This is a genomic window from Levilactobacillus angrenensis, from assembly GCF_003946085.1.
In the GTDB taxonomy this organism is placed as follows: domain Bacteria; phylum Bacillota; class Bacilli; order Lactobacillales; family Lactobacillaceae; genus Levilactobacillus; species Levilactobacillus angrenensis.
Map to the genome: position 1 here is coordinate 1 of NZ_RHOB01000003.1, position 18,888 is coordinate 18,888.

An 18,888-nucleotide genomic window follows, 5' to 3' on the forward strand; every position below is an offset into this window, starting at 1 on the left:
ATTTCTTGTAAACTGTTCTTGGGACATATTGTCATTCTCACTTTCAATTGGTTTTAGTCGACTATTTTGCTGTGGGGCAGTGTGTCCCTTTTATTATACAAAAAATGATGTCGACAGATTTCTCTATCAACACCAAATATCATAGAACCCATTTTTTAATCGCTTCACATTCAGCTGCCTTCATCGCAGATAGCCGCCGTTATGGTTGACCATCATCGAAAACACACCTTGGCAGGGGCAACACGAAACTGTTAGCTTTACGGCTAGCAGTTTTTTTAAAACTGAACGATTATGCCTAACATCCCCTATTTTAGGCATATATGATAATTGGTATATGACAGTTGTCATATATCGCACTTGTGATATACTAAGAGTACAAAAAAAGTTTGTAACATTGGATTCACCAAAGCCTCCGACTATTGCGCTAGTCGGAGGTTTTTTTATACGTTCAATTCAACAAACGGGTGGGTCAGAAGTCGCCTAAAACTACCTATGCCGCCTACGTTCCAGCCAGTCCGTAAAGATGGCAACTAGGAGCCCAACAACCAGTGGCGCAAAAAAGGTTTGTAACATAAGGATTCACCTCCCCACTGTTGCTAGTGTGGGTAGGCAACCTCTTAATTATCGGGTATAGCTGTTACAATTGCAACGTTTTGTGAGATTTTTATGGCAAATTTTTCGCTATCCTGACAAGTATCGTAACCATGAACGCCCACCTTTGTCTTAGAGCGGCGATTTAGCGAATCATCCTAATTTTAGACACATCCCCCAGCCTGACGATGGTCTTTCGCGCCAGCGCTTGGTAGGCTATAGGCATCATCCCACGGTCGGGGCCACTGGTCTCGGCCTTTTTGGCTTGACCTCGGCGGAGAGTTTCATCGTTAATTGTCTACCTTAATTATCTGCCCCAGTCACCATCTTTTTTCGTTTCATTTTCCCACTAAACCCGCTATAATCAAAAAGGTTGCCCGGTTCCGGCCGCAACCAAACTTAACTCTAGAGGAGGTTGCCTGATGCCCCAACCTATTATTGAACTGCGTCACGTCATCAAGCGTTACGATGACCATACGATTTTGAAAAACATTAACCTGACGCTGGAGCCCGGGAAGTTTTATACCCTTCTCGGCCCGTCAGGCTGCGGTAAGACCACGATTCTCCGCACCATCGCTGGCTTTACTGACGTGACTGAAGGTGACGTACTATTTGCCGGCAAACGGATCAATGCCGTGCCCGCCAACAAACGCAACGTCAACACTGTCTTCCAAGACTACGCCCTGTTCCCCCACATGACCGTGGCGGAAAACGTGGCCTTTGGCTTAACTCTGAAAAAAACACCGAAATCTGAGATTAAAAAGCGCGTCGCCCAAGCGCTAAATCTGGTCCAACTCGCCGACTACGGCGACCGTGAAATCAGCGCCCTGTCCGGTGGTCAGCAACAACGAATCGCCATTGCCCGGGCCATCGTCATGGAACCGCAAGTTCTCTTGTTAGACGAACCCCTGTCAGCACTAGATGCCAAATTGCGGCGCCAAATGCAATACGAATTGCGTGACCTGCAGCAACGACTGGGCATTACTTTTCTGTTTGTGACCCATGATCAGGAAGAAGCTTTGGCCATGAGTGACGAAATCTTTGTCATGAACCAAGGCGAGGTCCTGCAGAGCGGCTCACCAGTCGACATTTACGACGAACCCATCAACCATTTCGTCGCCGACTTTATCGGTGAAAGCAACATCTTGCCCGGTAAAATGATTGCTGACTTCCAGGTCGCGTTTGGCGGTCACCAATTTGAATGTGCCGACGCCGGCATTCCCGTCAACGAGCCGGTAGAAATCGTGATTCGCCCCGAGGACCTGACGCTGACCGACCCGGCCCACGCCAAGTTGACGGTGACCATCGACACCCAGCTATTTCGCGGCGACTACTATGAAATCGCCGCGACCGATAGCCTGGGCAACGACTGGCTGATTCACTCGGTCAATCCCGCCGAAGATGGCACAGCCGTGGGCCTTACCTTCCGCCCACAAGACCTGCACGTCATGCGCTTCGGTGAGAAGGAGGCCGAATTCGACGCACGCCTAGAGACCTACGAAACGGAGGATGAGACCCGTGACGAGACGTAAAACATGGTTGTACTTCATCCCCTATGGCCTGTGGCTGGCCCTGTTCGTCATCGCGCCGGTCGCCTTGATCATTTACCAATCCTTCTTTGACCTGGGCCACCATTTCACAATCAGTAACTACAGCACTTATTTTCAATCCGCGACCTATCTCAAGATGACGCTCAACTCCGTGTGGTACGCCTTCTTGATCACGCTATTCACCGGACTGATCAGCTACCCCACGGCTTATTTTCTCCATCAGCTGAAACACCGTCAGTTCTGGCTATTGCTAGTGATTTTGCCGACTTGGATCAACATCCTGTTGAAGGCCTACGCGTTCATTGGCATCTTCAGCCAGGCGGGATTGGCCAATCAATTTCTCACGTTCATCGGTATCGGGCCGCAACAAATTCTTTTCACCAACGCCAGTTTCATTTTCGTAGCCACCTACATCCAGATTCCATTTATGATTTTGCCGATATTTAACGCCCTCGACGACCTGAACCCAGCCTTCGTCAATGCCAGCCGCGACCTCGGAGCCAGCAACTGGCAAACCTTCCGACGGGTCATTTTTCCATTGACCTTACCTGGCGTTAAGGCCGGTGTCCAAGCCGTCTTCATCCCTTCGCTATCCCTCTTCATGTTGACGCGCCTGATTGGTGGTAACAAGGTCATCACCTTAGGGACCGCGATTGAAGAGCATTTCCTGACCACCATGAACTGGGGCATGGGCTCCACGATTGGCGTGGTCCTAATCATCGCCATGATTATCGTCATGACCCTGACCGGCGATCAACGACCGAAGGGAGGGACGCCACGATGAAACAAAAATTGGCGAAAGTCTACCTGATTCTGGTCTTCATTATTCTGTACGCGCCGATTATTTTTCTGATCGTCTACTCCTTCAGTCAAGGCGAGACCATGACCAATTATCACGGCTTCACCTGGCGGCATTACCAAACGCTGTTCAGCGACTCGCGGATGCTGGCTATCGTTGCTAACACGCTGTTAGTCGCGCTGCTATCCTCATTGATTGCCACTTTGATTGGCACGCTGGGGGCCCTGAGCATCAACCGCACCACTAAGCGGGTCACCCGCGAATCACTATTGACGCTGAACAACGTCTTGATGGTGTCGCCCGACGTCATCATCGGGGCCAGCTTCCTGATCTTTTTCACGATGCTCAAGATTCCCCTGGGTTTTGGCTCCGTCTTGATGAGCCATATTGCCTTTGAGATTCCCATCGTCGTTTTGATGGTCCTCCCCCGGTTGCGGGAAATGTCATCTTCCATGCTAGACGCCGCGCAAGACCTGGGCGCAACGACGCGCCAACTGTTGTCGCAGGTCATCATCCCCTTCATTTCGCCCGGTATCTTCGCTGGTTTCTTCATGGCGTTGACGTATTCGCTGGATGATTTTGCCGTGACCTTCTTCGTGACCGGCAACGGCTTCTCCACCCTGTCCGTGGAAATCTACTCACGGGCCCGGCAAGGCATCAACCTGGAAATCAACGCGCTGTCCGGCGTCATGTTTTTATTCTCACTCTTGCTGGTGGGCGGCTATTACTGGATTCAGCAAGCCAGCCGCAAGCGCAAGCATCGTAAGCGGGAGGTGGCCTCATGAAACGTTTAGTGAGTTTGATCATCGGCTTACTCGCCATCTGTGGCCTGCTCGCCTACAGCAGTTCACAACTGGAGCGCTCCAGCGGCAGTACCGGCGACAAGGTCTTGAACCTGTATAACTGGGGCGACTACATCGACCCCAACCTCCTGACGAAGTTTCAAAAGGAAACCGGCTACCACGTGAACGTCGAAACCTTTGACAGCAACGAGGCCATGTACACCAAGATCAATCAGGGTGGGACGCACTACGACCTGGCGGTTCCCAGCGAGTACATGGTCGCGAAAATGAAACGCGCTCACCTGCTCCAGCCGCTTGATAAAAGCCGGTTGACCGGGTGGCACAACTTCGACCCACAATTCTTAAACCAGTCCTTTGACCGCGGCAATCGGTATTCCATGCCGTATTTCTGGGGGACGTTGGGTATCATTTACAATGATAAATTCGTCAAGGCCAGTCAGGTCCAGCATTGGCAAGATCTCTGGTCACCAAAATTTCGGGACCAAATCATGCTGATTGACTCGGCCCGCGATATCATGGGCATGGCCCTAGTCACGCAACACCAGTCGATGAATACCACCGACCCACAAAAGTTGCTGGCCGCCGAAAAGAAACTCAATCGCTTAGCACCCAACGTGAAAGCCATCGTGGCCGATGAAATCAAGATGTACATGGCCCAAGATGAGGCCGCCATCGCGGTGGACTGGTCCGGTGAAGCGGCGGAAATGCTGGCCAACAACCACCACCTCCACTACGTCGTGCCCAGTGAAGGCAGTAACTTGTGGTTTGACAACTTGGTCATCCCCAAGACGGCCCAGCACTACAACGCCATTTACGCCTTCCTGAATTTCATGAGTAAACCCGCCAATGCGGCTCAAAACGCCGCCTACATTGGCTACGCCACGCCTAACGCGAAGGCTAAGGCCCTGTTGCCTAAGTCAGTGCGTGACGACCGACAATTCTACCCGACACAAGCCACGATTGACCACCTGCAGGTCTACCGCGACTTGTCGCCGGCCAAGGTCGAGCTGTACAATGACCGTTACTTGGAATTTAAGATGCACCATTAAAAAACGAGTTTGGGCAGATTTGTCCCAAACTCGTTTTTTTGCATCCGCCCTAAGCCGGGTAGACCGTGGACTCGCTCATGAAGTACTGCTGCTTGCCGACCTGGTAGCCAGCCGCAATTTCAATCGAGTTCAACACGTTTTTCGTCTTAGCTTGATAGAACGTTGTCGCATAATACTTGTTCAGCCGCTTAATCGTCACTTTATACCGGTATTTGCCGCTTTTATTGACCTTGGTCCCAATGGCCTTGGGCACGGCACTCTTGGTATACAACGTTGTCTGCCCGCTTTTACCGGGACGCACGGCCTTGGTGATTTTGACCGAAGTCGTGGGTTTGCCATCAATTTGCTTATTGATAAAGGCGCTACGCTGATAGTACTCCAGGTAACCATCCGGCGTGATGTGCACCCGGGCTAATTTGGCCTTGGTGTCATTCTTGGGGTACTTGGTGCCCTTGAACAGATTGCCATCCCCCTTGTAGTTGCGCAGAGCGCCGTCAGGATACGTCTTTTGCGTGGCGTAAAACGCTAAGTACTTGGGAACCGAGACGTGTTTAAAATTCTTCGTGGTCGCCGCAATCGACCGAGTCATGAGGCCCTTTTGGTGGTCCGTCTTGCGAATATGATAGCGCAACTGATTAATATTCAAGCCCACCGCCGTCTTACCATTGCTGGCGCTGATGGCTTGAATCTGCACAACGGTCCCCTTGGGGATAGTGATAGTCGCGTTCTTCGCGGTGTTTTTCGTCACAATCTTACGTTTGGTCTGTAAAAATTTATGCGTCGTGACCCCGAGATACTGCGTACTGGCCGCTGCCGGTACTGTTCCGCCGACCAGGGCGCCGATGAAAACCAGCCCCGCCGCAAACATTTTCCTGTTCATCGTCGATTCCTCCCAAAACCTTGATAGGTTCATTATACGACAAGCACGGTCTTGGCGGCATCAAAAAAAGCTCGTGAGCCAGTGTCTCGCACTGACCCACGAACTCCATTAACCAAAACTTCCGGCAATATAATCTTGCGTGACCGGAATCTGGGGATTACTGAACATATTCCCCGTCGACGTGTATTCCATGACGTGCCCTAAGTGGAAAAAGGCACATTGACTGCTGACCCGCGCAGCTTGTTGCATGTTGTGGGTCACGATGATAATCGTGTACTTCTTCTGGAGCTCCAACAGGGTCTCTTCCACTTTGACCGTGGAGATGGGATCCAGTGCGCTACAAGGTTCGTCAAGTAACAGCACATCGGGTTCCATAGCAATCGACCGCGCAATGCACAGCCGTTGTTGTTGGCCCCCAGATAGTGACAAGGCACTCTTATCCAAAGAATCTTTGACCTCGTCCCACAGTGCCGCCCCACGTAAACTCTTTTCCACGCGTTCTTCCAATTCTGCTTTGTCCTTCAGGCCATTGGCCCGCAATGCATAGACGATGTTTTCTCGAATCGACTTGGCAAACGGATTCGGGCGTTGGAAAACCATCCCGATATGCCGGCGAATCTCATAGATGTTCACCGTCGGCTCGTTGATGTCGACTTGGTGATACCAAATCTTTCCCGTCACCGTTGCGATGCCGTCATTCATCCGGTTCAGTGACCGCAAGTACGTAGATTTCCCGGACCCAGACGCCCCGATCAAAGCGGTGATCTGGTTCTTGGGAAAGGCCAAATTGGCATCATGCATGGCATGGTTGGCACCGTAAAAGACTTGAAGATTCTCAGTCTTCATGGCCAACGACGTACTGTCATCGAAGGTCTGCACCGCAGTTTCGTCAAATGAATATTGTTTTAACATGGCAGCTCCTCCTTACTTGCTGGCCGTGACACGCCGGTAGAGGAAGTTCCCCAGTAACCGCGCGCCCAAGTTGAATAACAGCACGGCAATGATCAACACGGCTGATGCCGCCGCGGACAGTTGCGCCGCATTGGTGGCCAAGCCTTCCGTGTTCACTTTCCAAATGTGGACCGCCAACGTTTCCGCTGGTCGGAATGGGTTCAGTGGACTAGCCGCGTCCATTGGGTTCCAATCTGCGAAGTTGGTCACAGGCGCACTTTGCCCAGCCGTGTAGATCAAGGCAGCGGCTTCCCCGAAGACCCGACCGGCACTCAAGACGATCCCGGTCACGATACCTGGCAATGCCACCGGCAAGATGATGCCGATTTCCGTCTTCCATTTGGACAAGCCCAGTGACAGACCCGCTTCCCGTTGACTGCGGGAAACGGCACTGAGCGACTCTTCAATATTCCGCGTTAACAGCGGCAGGTTGAAGAAGGTCAGCGCAATGGCGCCGGAAATAACGGAGAAGCCAATCTTAAACTTCACCACGAACAGTAAGAACCCGAACAGGCCCACGACCACGGATGGCAGTGAACTCAGCACTTCGATGGCTGAACGAATCAAGCTGGTCCGCCAGTTGTCCTTGGCGTATTCTGCCAAATAAATCCCGGCCCCCAACGAAATAGGGATGGAGATCAACATGGTCAAGACTAACAGATAAAACGAGTTGAACAACTGCACACCGATTCCACCAGCACCACTAAAGGCATCAGTCGTCCCGGTCAGAAAAGTCCAGCTCACGTGTGGCAAGCCCGAAATCAGAATGTAAGCCAGCAGAAATACCAGAATTCCCACCACGGCAGCGACAATTAAGTTAATGATGACCGTCGCCAAAAAATCCGTCCGTTTAGCGTTCATGTTTGAGTTGCCCCCTCTTCGCGATGACCCGCACGAGTGCGTTAAAGAATAATGACATCAGTAATAAGATCAAAGCCAGTGACCACAGTGCGTTGTTGGGCAGCGTGCCATCAATGGTGTCCCCAATCCCCGTCGTCAACTGACTGGTCAACGTGGAGGCTGGTGAGATCAAGTTCTTCGGCATGATGGCGGCATTCCCAATCACCATTTGAACGGCTAAGGCTTCCCCGAAAGCCCGGGCCATCCCAAAGATAACGGCGGTCAGGATTCCTGGTGTTGCTGAACGTAAGATAACGCGAGAAACGGTTTGCCACCGCGTTGCCCCTAAGGCCAATGAGGCTTCTTTGAAATGCCGCGGTACGGCGCGTAAACTATCGACGGTCATGGACGTGATCGTTGGCAAGACCATGACGAACAGGACGAACGTCGCGGAGATGATGCCGAAACCAGACCCACCCACGACACTTCGCATGAATGGCACGACAACTGCTAAGCCAATGAACCCGTAAACAACGGAAGGAATCCCCACCAGCAATTCGATGACGGGTTGTAGCAATTTCCGTCCCTTGTTCGGAGAGATTTCCGTCATAAAGATGGCCGTTCCAACGGCAAATGGCGTCGCGACGATTGCGGCAGCAAAGGTAACCGCAAATGACCCAACGATCATGGGTAACGCCCCAATTTTGCCTTGGTCAGGTGCCCAATCAGTCCCGGTCAAGAACTTACCGAGGCTCACGTGATTTTGCGTGAAGGTGGCGATGCCTTTAGACGTGATGAACCACAGCATGGATGCCACCACTAAGATGATGACGCCGATGCACAGGTAACTGATGCCCTTACCTAGCCAGTCTTCGCGCGTGGCCCGGGTCGCGTGATGCAACCGGGCAGACCAGTCATTAGACTGTGTCTTTTGTTGTTTAAGTTGAAAATTTGTTTGCTCCATGAATTGACTCCCCCTTTAAAAAAAGTGAAGGTGCTCCGTTCGCACCTCCACCCCTGTGACTACGACCATCAATTAAGAACGCTTAGTTTTGGGTAACAGTTCCCTTGGCGTCCTTGGTAACTTTCATATCATGGATACTGATGTAACCCATGTCTTTAACCAAACTGTTTTGCACAGCCTTGGAATCCATGTACTTCAGGAAGGCCGTGGTTGCCTTGTCAGGCGTGCCCTTGGTGTACATGTGTTCGTAAGACCAGATCTTCCACTTGTTGTTTTCAACGTTGTTGTCCGTTGGCGTTACGTTGTCAATGGACACGGCTTGTAACTTGTTCGTGAAGTAAGAGAAGGCCAGGTAACTGATGGCACCAGGTGTCGTTGCCACGATCTTTTGAACCGCACCGTTAGAATCTTGTTCTTGAGACTTCACAGCGGAAGCACCCTTCAAGACAGCATTTTCAAACGTTGCTCGCGTCCCACTGCCTTGAGCCCGGTTAATGATGACGATCTTTTGGTCTTTCCCACCAACTTCTTTCCAGTTGGTAATCTTACCCGTGAAGATTTGCTTAACTTGAGCCATCTTCAGGTTCTTGATACCGGCATCCTTGTTAACAACGGGTGCCATCCCCACAACAGCTACCTTGTGGTCAGTCAACTTGTCAGCTTTGATGCCCGCTTTTTCTTCGGCGAAGATATCAGAGTTCCCGATTGAGACGGCACCGGCTTGGACTTGGCTTAACCCAGTCCCGGACCCGCCACCTTGAACAGTCAGGTTAACTTTGCTGTTCTTTGCTTGGAAGTTGGCACCGGCCTTAGCTGCTAAAGGTTGTAAGGCCGTGGAACCCACTGCCGTCACCTTACCAGATAAGGCTTCACTACTACTGCTCTTGCTGCTAGTTGAACTCGTTGCCTTGCCACAACCAACTAATAATAAACTAATTGCCGCAATCCCCATTGCTAACTTTGATCCCTTATTCATCTCTGTCACTCCATGTCTTTTTAAGATAGTAGAACCACCACAACGTAAGCTAAGATCCATAAAACTTTCGTGGTGCTCCCCCTTAACTTACAACCTTGATTCTACGTGGTGAATATATATTTTCCGTCGCATTCATGTAAATTTTCGGTAAATTTTGCCAAAATCCTAAAATTCTGGAAATTCGGGCGATAGTTAAGGGCCAAACACGATTAATTTATTAATAACGTTTGATTAATTGCGTAATATTCCGATAATGGCTAGAATTAAGGGTAAGAGGTGACCAGAAGTGGCAAATAAAAAAGAAAGAGTCGCACGGCACGCCATCATCGTTGATATGAATGACTTTTTGATGGATTATGCCGCCATTAAATTAGGGAAACAACCCAATTTAGCTGAAAAGGTCGCAGCCGCGGCCAAATCGGATCTGACCGGACTGGATCAATTGTTCAAGGACGATGGTGCTGGCCGGCGGACCAAGTATTTGGACCTCGCCGAAGGATTTTTACATGACGAAGCTGATGCTGACGAAGCCAACGCGCCCCACGACTTTACCGCTGCTAGCAACACCTTAGCCCGTGAAGCCATGAGCTATCTTAGTAGCCACCCCAACGAATTTGACCGTTGGGAAGAAGAATAAAAAATGTCTATAAAATTAGCGTCGCCAACTCGTAAAGAGTCGCGGCGCTAATTTTTTCGGTTTATTGCCATCGCCATAGATCAGCCTTCATATTCGTTGCGATAATTTTAGATAAGAGGTCAACAAATTGATCGGGCATATAGCTTGCCGTATCGAACGTCGTGGGTTGATCGTTAATTTTGGTAATTATCAAACCCTGGTGCTCCAGCGTCAGCCCGTACTTCGGCGCAATCTGGCAGAGCCGTTCAACTTGTGCTTCGTCCATCCTAATTCCCCCTCAACTGTCTGCTTTGAGCTTAGCGAATCTCCTCGCTGCCGTCAAGCGCTGGTCATCTGCCGAATGCTTGACGGCGAAAAATGACTTTCAGCCTGAGGGTTACTAGCACACACTCTAGTAGCCGGGAGTTCGCCAAACATGGGTTCAGCCGTAGGAGTTGCCTTAGCGGCGCGGTTCATGCCTCTTAGACAACCGGCGTCTTTGAGACTCGGGCTTTCGGCTCAAAGCGAGGCCGAGACCGGTTCCCAGGCTCGGTCCGGTCCACCCACCGCGTTCCGACCCATAGTTGGCGGACGGTAGGCGGCCAGTTCGAACTACGAAGCTGTAAAAAATTAATTTTAACGTGGGAAGTTGCGTGATGACAATGTTTCTAGCTGATTTTCATCTTTCAATCTTTAGTTTAAGCCTAAAAAGCGAGGCCGCCTATAGCGACCCCGCAATTAAAAATCTAGTTATCCGCAATGTAATCGCACCGACTACCAGTCCGACCAACCTGCGCTAAATCTTCTTTAATAACAATACTTATCCTTGGCCAGCTGCTGATGAATGGCGGCTGCCAACTTAGCCTCGTCCGGGCCGTCCGCGACGACCTGAACAAAATCGCCCCCATACTGGGAAAGTTGCGCCACTTCCTGGGCCAGCTGCGGATTCAGCTCAACGTTTTGATTGACCCGAATCATTGCTGTCCCGGTATAGCGCTGGCAAATACGTTGCAGCGCTACTCCTTCGTCTTGGATCGTGGGCGTTTCTTGGTATAATGGGAATCCGATTGTCTTCATCTTAATCACCTCTGCATCCTATTGTAAGCGATTACATACAGTTTGCCAATCCTTTTAGAAAATTTTCACAAGATAAACAACTTCCGCGAACACGCGTTCAAACTCGGCGGAAAGTGTGGTATGATATTGCCAGAAATGGAGGCGATGGCCGGATGACAATTAAATTAGGAGTACGGGAGCTGGTGGAGTTCACCCTCCGCACTGGCGACCTCAGCGCCACCTCAGGCAGCCAGAACACCGCGCTACTCGGCGCGCAGATCCACCGTCGCCTACAAAAACAGCGCGGCGAGCACTACCAAAAGGAATACTACTTAGATAAGGAACTGAACTTAAACGGCAATGACTATTTGATCCACGGCCGAGCCGATGGCGTGACTTTAACAGAAAAAACCGCCAGCATTGAAGAAATCAAGACGTCTGAGACCATCTTCGACCAGCTCAGTGACAACACGCTGACGCTCTACTGGGCGCAAGTCAAGATCTACGCCTACCTCCTCATGACCAAGGAAACTGACCTCGACCAAGTCACGTTGACACTGACCTATTTTCAGACCAACACGGAGACGACCACCCAAACAGACCAGGTCATCACGCGTGACGAAGCCACCACCTTCTTTGACCAGGTGATTGCGGAGTACGTGACTTGGCTGAAATTCCGCTCGGACTTACGCGACCGCCGGGACCCCACCATCCAACAACTCAGCTTTCCTTTCGGCGCGTACCGGCCGGGACAACGAGAACTGGCCGTTGCCGTGTACAAGACGATTCTGACCAGCAAACGCCTCTTTGCCGAAGCCCCCACCGGAACGGGTAAAACGATTTCGACCCTTTTCCCCAGCATCAAAGCGATTGGTGAGGGTGTGATCCAACGCATTTTTTATTTAACGGCTAAACAAAGCACGCGGCGGGTGGCCGAAGAAGCCGTCAGCCTGATGGCAAGTCAGGGCTTGCGACTCAAGAGCATCACCTTGACGGCCAAAGACAAGATTATGTTTCCCGAAGAAGCCGACCTGACGCCCGAGGAAAATCCCTACATGCTGGGCTATTACGACCGGTTGAAGCCGGCATTATTAGACTTGATTCAACACAACGACCAGCTGACCCGCCCCGTCATCGAGGCGTATGCGCGCAAACACACCCTGGATCCGTTTGAATTTCAGTTGGATGCCAGCTTATTTTGTGACGTCATCATTGGCGACTACAACTATCTGTTCGACCCGCAAGTCCACCTCCAACGGTTCTTTGCGACGGAGGACCCCGACAACTTTTTCCTGATTGACGAGGCCCACAACTTGGTCAGCCGCTCGCGAGATATGTATTCGGCCGCCATTACCAGCCGGCCGCTGGACCATTTGATCGACGAAAGCCGCGACCTGGCTGCCGCCACTCCTAAGCTCCGTCGACGCCTGCAGGACTTGCGCGCAACGTTTAGCGACGTGGCCCAACCGATGCTCGCGGACGGTGAGACGGACAAGACCTTTTTGTTGCCACCAGAAAATTTCGACCACGACCTTGGCCGCTTGGTCGAAGCCATTCACGAATGGTTGGTCGACCAGCCGCAGACGCCCTTTACCCAAGCCATTTTGGATTACTACTTCACGGCCATCAGCTACCAGCGCATCGGCGAATACTTTGACGACACCTACCGCATGCGCCTTGAAGTCGCGGACGGCAACATCACGCTCAAGGAATTATGCTTGGACCCCAGCGCCTTTCTCGCCGATAGCTTGGCGTTGGGCCATGGCGCCGTGCTCTTCTCCGCGACTTTGTCGCCCATGTCCTACTACCAAACGGTGCTCGGCGGCGACCAGGACAGTCTGGCTTACCAGCTAGATTCGCCCTTTGAGCCCGAACACCAGGCCATCTTGGTGACCAACTATATTCAAACGACCTACAAACAACGTGACGCCAATCTGGCCAAAATTCTGCTGGCCATCAAGACGTTGGTCGACGGCAAGACCGGCAACTACCTGATTTTCTTGCCCTCCTACAGCTACCTCTTGACTGTCAGCCAGGCCTTTCACCTGGCCTACCCCCACATTAAAACCGTCTGCCAAGAAGCCAAAATGGCCGAGGCCGACCGCACCGCCTTTCTTGCCAGCTTTGCCGCTGATCCTAGCGAAACATTGGTGGGCTTCGCCATTCTCGGCGGCATCTTTTCCGAGGGCATCGACCTCAAAGCCGACCGCTTGATTGGCGTGGGCATCGTGAGTGTTGGCTTGCCCGGCATCAATCCGGAAACGGACCTGCTGCGCGACTACTTTGATGAGCAATCCCACCGGGGGTTTGCCTTTGCCTACCAGATTCCCGGCTTAAACAACGTCTTTCAGGCGGCCGGGCGGTTGATTCGTGGCTCTAAGGACGTCGGCATCATTTTACTGATGGATCAGCGGTTCGCCAGTCCGCGCTACACCGACCTGTATCCCCGACACTGGCAACATTTCCGCCGACTCTACCGACCGGAACAATTGACCACGGCCGTGCAAAATTTCTGGCATCAGGAGGTTCCCCAATGAAAACCAAATTAACGTTAGCCCTCGAGGCCACGCTTTACGCTTACTGTCGCGAGGCCGGGGCCTTTGCCGTCGAGGAAGTGACCATGCCAGACGACCAGGGCATCGTCGACACGCTCAGCTACCAGGAGTTGCCGGACAAGTCCATCGAATGGCGTTGCTACGAGTTGAAGGTCACCAAGAGTGATTTTCACTCCAAGGCCAAATTAAGCTTCATCGGCCACTACAACTACTTCGTCTTGCCCCTCAAGCTTTATCAGGAAGTTGCGGATGAAATTCCGGCTAAAATCGGCGTGCTGATTTACCGGCCGTTTGACCCCGCCCTGCTGGCCACCGCTACCGAAGCACCTAGTACGCCTGGTTATTTGACCGTAGCTCGCCCACCGCGGCGTCAGGACTTGCAGGTTCCCGAATCAGAATTGACGACGCGCTTCATCGCCTCGCAAGCCCGGGAAGTCGGCAAGGCCAAGCAGATGGCCACCGGCTTGAAACAATACAGCACCGAGCGACTCTACCAGGAATTGAAGAAGCGCCATCAACACTATGATATCTACGACCCAGACGCCAATTTTTATGACCAGTTCATCGACGATACCCAGTCCACGGCAGTCACGGCCCTGCAGAGCGAAATCGACGCCCTGAACCTCGAGCGTCACCAGCTCCAGCAACAGCTGAAGGAGTCGCAATCATGATGTATTTTCCCTATTTTCGCGGACGCCAGTATGACCTATTAGCCTTAAAAAACATTGCCCAGCAACAGGTTTTGCCTGCCAACATTATTCCCATCATTGAACCGGTTCGCGACATTCGGGCGCTCCCACAAACCGTTGCGGCGTTCGTCGAGCACGGCCAACCGCTTGTGGTCATCGCCAATCCCACCGTCAGTGACTACGCCTTGACCCAGCAAAAGCTTTACGACTGGCGGCCCTACGCGACTAATCCGCAACTCATCGTTGGCCACGTGCTGACGCCAACCACGATTGCTGACAGTTTGGTTCCTACGCCGGCGCACCGGACGTTGCTGGTCGCGCGGCAGTACGACGAACTGGTGGCCGTCCAGCAAGCCGGTTGGCTCGACACCCCGACCTATTTACTGGTGCCACCTGAGGCTCGGATTCGCCAACTGGTAGACCGGCCTAGCGTGAGTCTCTTTGATCACGCCTGGGTCCCTGAGCACGACCGGAGCTACGCCGATATCGTTGACGGCTTTTTCAGCGATGACTGGGAATTGGCGCCCCTCGACGGCTATCAGGGCGTCAGCGACTACACCATTGGCGGCGCCCATTACAGCGAGCACGGCTATCCGGCCCGTGCCGTCACCCTGCACCTGACCTACTTTGCCGGCGACCAGCTACGGATTCACCGCTTCGTTTCCGATGACCGCGACGATTTTCGCCACCCCAAGGAAAAGTTCTTCCAGGCCGTCGCCAAATTAGCGCAGTGGTTGCCCGAGCAAGCCGCTGCCGTCCAAACACCGGCGGCCCAGGCCTTAGCAGCATACCATGACCAGCACCATTTTCCTGGACTGGGTGTGGTCAAACGGCTGAGTCTGGAGCACCATTTGCAGACCATGGCCGCTTACTTTAAAAAGCATTACCCAGTCTGATCAACTACCACCAAACGCTTGCCAACCCTGGACTTTCGGGTAACGCCAAGCGGCCAGTGCAGTCTATCCCAGACAAAAAATACCGCAGTCAGCAAGTTTACCGACTGCGGTATTTCATTTTGGTCTCATATTTGTTAAGCGGGTAAGACGCTGACACCTTCTGGGACCATGAAGTCCTTTTGAACCAGCGTTAACTTGCCGCTATCTGCGTCGCGTTTGAACAATGAGGCGTTGTCTGAGTTTTGGTTGACGACCACGACCAGGCTTTGATCGGCAGTCCAGTTGAAGTCCCGTGGGAAGTCACCTTCCGTCGAGATACGTTGGACCAACGTCAATTTGCCCGCATCATCACTGGCAAAGACGGCCAGCGAATTGTTGCCCCGGTTGGACACGTAAACGAAGCGGCCATCACTACTCAAGCGAATAGCAGCGGCACCGTTGTGAGCCGTCCAGTCGGCCGGAATCGTCGAGGTGATTTCCTTAACGGCAAACTTGCCAGCAGCTGGATCGTAGCTCAAGGTGGCTACGTTGCTACTCAATTCACCGACCAGGTAAGCCACACCCTTTTGGTCATCAAAGACAATGTGCCGTGGGCCATAACCGGCGGGCATTTCCAATTGGCTGACTGGGGACAGTTTACCAGCATCAGACACGTCATAAACGTAGACGCGGTCTGAACCTAAGTCGCAGACGACTAACCGGTGGTCCGGCGTCAAGTCAGCGAAATGTGGGTGGGGACCGTCAGCTTGTTCAGGTGCCGGTCCGACTGGATCAGAATCCACGACCTTATCCGTTTGGGTCAGCGTCCCGTCTTCGGCAATGGCGTAAACCGTCACTGCGGCCGTGTGGTAGTTGGCCGTGTAGACCAATTGCCGGTCTTCGTCTACCGCCACGTAGGCTGGTGACGAACCTGGGTCCAAGACCTGTTGGATGGCCCGTGGCTTTTCTTCTGACACGTCATAGATGATCAACCCACCGTGAGTCTCGCCATCCGTTTCCTTCTTGTTGATGACGTATAAACGCTTGGCTGCGGCCTTGGCAATGTAGGTTGGGCTTCCAGCTGAAGCTAACCATTCACAATCCATGAGCTTAGGTGCTGCGGTGTCCACGCTGATCCGGTAGATCCCGCGACTAATGCGCTTGGTATAAGTTCCAATGTAAAAATCTTCCGTCATGTGTGCTGCCCCTTTCAACTAGTTACTATCACTTTTAAGTATAGCACAGCTAGCAGAGAAACACCGAGGAAGTCACTGGTAGAAATCCGTAAAGACCGGTACAATGGAGACAAATCACTTTTGAAAGGACCTACTACCCATGTCTAGTTTTGAAGGGTATCATCCCCTACTGACCCCCCTCTTTCGCTTCGATTGGCTGACACAGTTCAACTTGAAAAATGTTGCTGACCTGACTGGCAGCGACCTTGGCGCCACCGCCGACTGGGTCAACACCACCATGCACGACACCATGAATCGAACCGCGTTGACCTGGGGAATTGAACGTCGCCGGGTCCACAAGCTGGTCGCCTGGGGCGGCTTTCGCGAACTGGACCTGACTGGTCATACTGGTCAAATTGGCTTTCACGGCAAACGCCTCCCCGCCAGTGAGCAGCAAGAAATCGTTGACCGCCTCGTTCATTTTGGTCACGAAGAACTTCAGCTCACCGAATTGACGCTCACCAACGCTGATAAATTAGACAGCGCCGTCCTGGCCGCCGCTGGTTTCCAGCAGCACGCCGATTCCTGGCAGTGGCGGGCTTAGGCACATTATCGACAGCTGTGTCGGTAGTGTTGGCTGAGGTTTTTTCTCAGGCTGGAGGTGTTCCCCCGAGCAGGCGGAATCTCTGGCTGACGCAGGCCCCTGGTTTCCCTAATTTCAATGGACAGAATGCTGTTGTTTCGGGAATTACCGCGTCAATGTTACTTTCAATTTTTAGTCGCTCAAAACAAAATGACTAACCCCCGGATGCTTGTCAATCACAAGCATCCTTTTTCGTCTAGCTAACTGTTTGCTTACCTAACTAAATTCACGCCAAGAAAAAAAGCCGTCTCATAGACGACCTTGGCGAACGCCGGACCTAGTCCTCGCTCACCCGTTCATTTAATTCTTCTGCGATCCCAAAGGACTCACTGTAATAAGCATCGCGCACGCCCAGGTAGTAGCAGGCCAGACTGCCGACCGCAACGAACACGAAGTCCAGCGGATATGGTAGCCAGCCCGTACCACCGAATTCGTGGCTACCGGCCAAGGACATGACCGTTAGCCAAACCATTTCGACCAGCAACCAACGACTCCCCTTCAGACTGGCGCGCAAAGCTTGCCATCCCGCGGGCCGACGCACTTCGTAGTACACGTAAAAGACCAGTCCTAAGGCAATCACACCGAAGACTTCAATCGTCGTCGGCCACTTGGCCCAGTAGATAGCGAGACTCGCCAAGACATAGGCCAGTGGCGCCCAACCACGCAAGCCGTGCAGGCGAAACGGCCGGACGAACTGCGGCGCTTGCCGCCGAAGAGCCGTAACTGTCACCGGTCCGGTCAGATACGCAATCAGCGTTGACGTGGAAATCACGTTAGACAACGCGCTCCAATTCCGGAAACCCGCTACCAGGACGACCCCCAAGATCATGTTGACGATCATGGCTCGCCGTGGCGTTTGGTACTTCCGGTTAACTTCACCTAGCCGCGTTGGCATGTGTTTGGTCCCCGTCATGGCGGCTAAGGCCCGACTGGTGGTGGCAACGAAGGAGACCCCGGTCCCAAATGGGGACACGAAGGCATCCAAGTACAGCAACGTTGACAGCCAGCCTAAATTCAAGAGGATGGCCAGGTCCGCAAATGGCGACTGGAAGTTGATGCCTTGCCAGCCCTGTAGCAATTTGCCCTGCGGAACGGCCCCAATGAAGGCCACCTGCAGCAACGTGTAGATGACCGTACTAATCCCAAAGGCAATCACGATGCCCCAGAGAATGTTACGCTCGGGGTGGTCGATCTCGTTACCCATGTTGATGGTTGTCTGAAAAGCGTTGTAAGAAAAGATAATCCCAGCCGCCGTAGTGGCAGAGAAAATCGAGGCGGTCCCACCTGGCATGAAACCAGCGGCCTGACTGAAGTTGTGCACGTCAAAGCCGGTCCAGATCAAGACGATGATTGTCAGCGTGGGAATCAAGAGCTTAAAGACCGAAATAAAACTGGTAAAGCGTGTCAGTAATTTTACCGACCAAAAATTAAGCAGTGTGAAGGCCAGGATAAACAGGAACACCACGACCAAACCTTCATTGGTAATGTTGCCCTGACGAATAAAACCACGCGTCCAGTTTGCCCAGGCCCAAGGCCACGACGCCATGTACTGCACGGCGGCAACGGCCTCAATCGGGATAATCGTGAGCAACGACAGCCAGTTGGCCCACCCGGCCACGAACCCTAGTAATGGTCCGTGGGAGAAGGCCGCATACTGACTCATCCCGCCACTCGTGGGAAACATCGTCCCCAATTCAATGTAATTCAAAGCAATCAGGCCAATGACAACGGCCCCTAAAATCCATGATAAAACTGCGGCTGGGCCAGCGATTTGGGCAGCCATTCCGGCCCCAAACAACCATCCCGAGCCAATGATGGCACTCAGCGTTAGCATGACTAGAGAGAATAAACTCATCTTGCGCTTCAAGCCAAATTC

General features: G+C 52.5%; 19 protein-coding genes. 9 read left to right on the top strand and 10 right to left on the bottom strand.

Annotation, left to right across the window (positions count from 1 at the left end):
- Positions 1–486: 486 nt before the first annotated feature.
- Positions 487–573: a type I toxin-antitoxin system Fst family toxin gene (locus EKM83_RS13580; RefSeq protein WP_125575124.1), complete on the bottom strand. Its 87-nt coding sequence runs from the start codon at positions 571–573 to the stop codon at positions 487–489.
- Between the two features lie 440 nt (positions 574–1,013).
- Between EKM83_RS13580 and EKM83_RS01905 the strand changes: the two genes are divergently transcribed.
- The 4 genes from EKM83_RS01905 to EKM83_RS01920 are packed head-to-tail and all read left to right on the top strand — an operon-like array spanning position 1,014 to position 4,792.
- On the top strand, positions 1,014–2,123 hold the full coding sequence (locus tag EKM83_RS01905) for an ABC transporter ATP-binding protein (RefSeq protein ID WP_125574954.1): 1,110 nt from the start codon (positions 1,014–1,016) through the stop codon (positions 2,121–2,123).
- Positions 2,101–2,925, top strand: a complete 825-nt coding sequence (locus tag EKM83_RS01910) for an ABC transporter permease (RefSeq protein ID WP_125574955.1) — start codon at positions 2,101–2,103, stop codon at positions 2,923–2,925. Before EKM83_RS01905 ends, EKM83_RS01910 begins: the two co-directional genes overlap by 23 nt.
- Complete coding sequence (locus tag EKM83_RS01915; protein ID WP_125574956.1) at positions 2,922–3,725, top strand: ABC transporter permease; 804 nt, start codon at positions 2,922–2,924, stop codon at positions 3,723–3,725. Before EKM83_RS01910 ends, EKM83_RS01915 begins: the two co-directional genes overlap by 4 nt.
- The gene (locus EKM83_RS01920) at positions 3,722–4,792 is read left to right on the top strand and encodes an ABC transporter substrate-binding protein (RefSeq protein ID WP_125574957.1); all 1,071 of its coding nucleotides are present in this window, start codon (positions 3,722–3,724) and stop codon (positions 4,790–4,792) included. Before EKM83_RS01915 ends, EKM83_RS01920 begins: the two co-directional genes overlap by 4 nt.
- Before the next feature lie 49 nt (positions 4,793–4,841).
- Here EKM83_RS01920 and EKM83_RS01925 read toward each other — a convergent pair whose 3' ends face one another.
- The 5 genes from EKM83_RS01925 to EKM83_RS01945 form a co-directional block, all read right to left on the bottom strand.
- Positions 4,842–5,672, bottom strand: coding sequence for a hypothetical protein (locus tag EKM83_RS01925; RefSeq protein ID WP_125574958.1), 831 nt, complete (start codon positions 5,670–5,672; stop codon positions 4,842–4,844).
- A gap of 108 nt (positions 5,673–5,780) precedes the next feature.
- Positions 5,781–6,584 carry a phosphate ABC transporter ATP-binding protein PstB gene (pstB, locus tag EKM83_RS01930; RefSeq protein ID WP_125574959.1) on the bottom strand — a complete coding sequence of 268 codons (804 nt, stop codon included), beginning with the start codon at positions 6,582–6,584 and terminating at the stop codon, positions 5,781–5,783.
- Between the two features lie 12 nt (positions 6,585–6,596).
- Positions 6,597–7,484, bottom strand: coding sequence for a phosphate ABC transporter permease PstA (gene pstA, locus EKM83_RS01935; protein WP_125574960.1), 888 nt, complete (start codon positions 7,482–7,484; stop codon positions 6,597–6,599).
- Positions 7,474–8,427, bottom strand: a complete 954-nt coding sequence (gene pstC / locus EKM83_RS01940) for a phosphate ABC transporter permease subunit PstC (RefSeq protein WP_125574961.1) — start codon at positions 8,425–8,427, stop codon at positions 7,474–7,476. Before pstC ends, pstA begins: the two co-directional genes overlap by 11 nt.
- 82 nt (positions 8,428–8,509) lie before the next feature.
- Positions 8,510–9,403, bottom strand: coding sequence for a phosphate ABC transporter substrate-binding protein PstS family protein (locus EKM83_RS01945; RefSeq protein WP_125574962.1), 894 nt, complete (start codon positions 9,401–9,403; stop codon positions 8,510–8,512).
- A gap of 286 nt (positions 9,404–9,689) precedes the next feature.
- Here EKM83_RS01945 and EKM83_RS01950 point away from each other — a divergent pair, with 286 nt between their 5' ends.
- Positions 9,690–10,040 (top strand): hypothetical protein, encoded by a 351-nt coding sequence (locus tag EKM83_RS01950; RefSeq protein WP_125574963.1) that lies wholly within the window; start codon positions 9,690–9,692, stop codon positions 10,038–10,040.
- A 61-nt stretch (positions 10,041–10,101) separates the two neighbouring features.
- On the opposite strand, the gene EKM83_RS01955 is transcribed toward EKM83_RS01950, so the two are convergent.
- Positions 10,102–10,305, bottom strand: a complete 204-nt coding sequence (locus tag EKM83_RS01955; RefSeq protein WP_125574964.1) for a hypothetical protein — start codon at positions 10,303–10,305, stop codon at positions 10,102–10,104.
- A gap of 521 nt (positions 10,306–10,826) precedes the next feature.
- Complete coding sequence (locus EKM83_RS01960) at positions 10,827–11,096, bottom strand: PTS sugar transporter (RefSeq protein WP_125574965.1); 270 nt, start codon at positions 11,094–11,096, stop codon at positions 10,827–10,829.
- 152 nt (positions 11,097–11,248) lie between these two features.
- Between EKM83_RS01960 and EKM83_RS01965 the strand changes: the two genes are divergently transcribed.
- The 3 genes from EKM83_RS01965 to EKM83_RS01975 are packed head-to-tail and all read left to right on the top strand — an operon-like array spanning position 11,249 to position 15,215.
- Positions 11,249–13,612 carry an ATP-dependent DNA helicase gene (locus EKM83_RS01965; protein WP_125574966.1) on the top strand — a complete coding sequence of 788 codons (2,364 nt, stop codon included), beginning with the start codon at positions 11,249–11,251 and terminating at the stop codon, positions 13,610–13,612.
- Complete coding sequence (locus EKM83_RS01970; protein ID WP_125574967.1) at positions 13,609–14,301, top strand: hypothetical protein; 693 nt, start codon at positions 13,609–13,611, stop codon at positions 14,299–14,301. The genes EKM83_RS01965 and EKM83_RS01970 overlap by 4 nt, the downstream gene beginning before the upstream one ends.
- Positions 14,298–15,215 (top strand): sce7725 family protein, encoded by a 918-nt coding sequence (locus EKM83_RS01975; protein ID WP_125574968.1) that lies wholly within the window; start codon positions 14,298–14,300, stop codon positions 15,213–15,215. The genes EKM83_RS01970 and EKM83_RS01975 overlap by 4 nt, the downstream gene beginning before the upstream one ends.
- A 134-nt stretch (positions 15,216–15,349) precedes the next feature.
- On the opposite strand, the gene EKM83_RS01980 is transcribed toward EKM83_RS01975, so the two are convergent.
- The gene (locus EKM83_RS01980; RefSeq protein WP_125574969.1) at positions 15,350–16,390 is read right to left on the bottom strand and encodes a lactonase family protein; all 1,041 of its coding nucleotides are present in this window, start codon (positions 16,388–16,390) and stop codon (positions 15,350–15,352) included.
- 139 nt (positions 16,391–16,529) lie between these two features.
- On the opposite strand from EKM83_RS01980, the gene EKM83_RS01985 reads away from it, so the two are divergent.
- Positions 16,530–16,973, top strand: coding sequence for a GNAT family N-acetyltransferase (locus tag EKM83_RS01985; RefSeq protein WP_125574970.1), 444 nt, complete (start codon positions 16,530–16,532; stop codon positions 16,971–16,973).
- Between the two features lie 316 nt (positions 16,974–17,289).
- Here EKM83_RS01985 and EKM83_RS01990 read toward each other — a convergent pair whose 3' ends face one another.
- A complete protein-coding gene (locus EKM83_RS01990; RefSeq protein WP_125575125.1) occupies positions 17,290–18,879 on the bottom strand; it encodes an APC family permease in 1,590 nt (529 codons plus the stop codon).
- Positions 18,880–18,888: the final 9 nt, after the last annotated feature.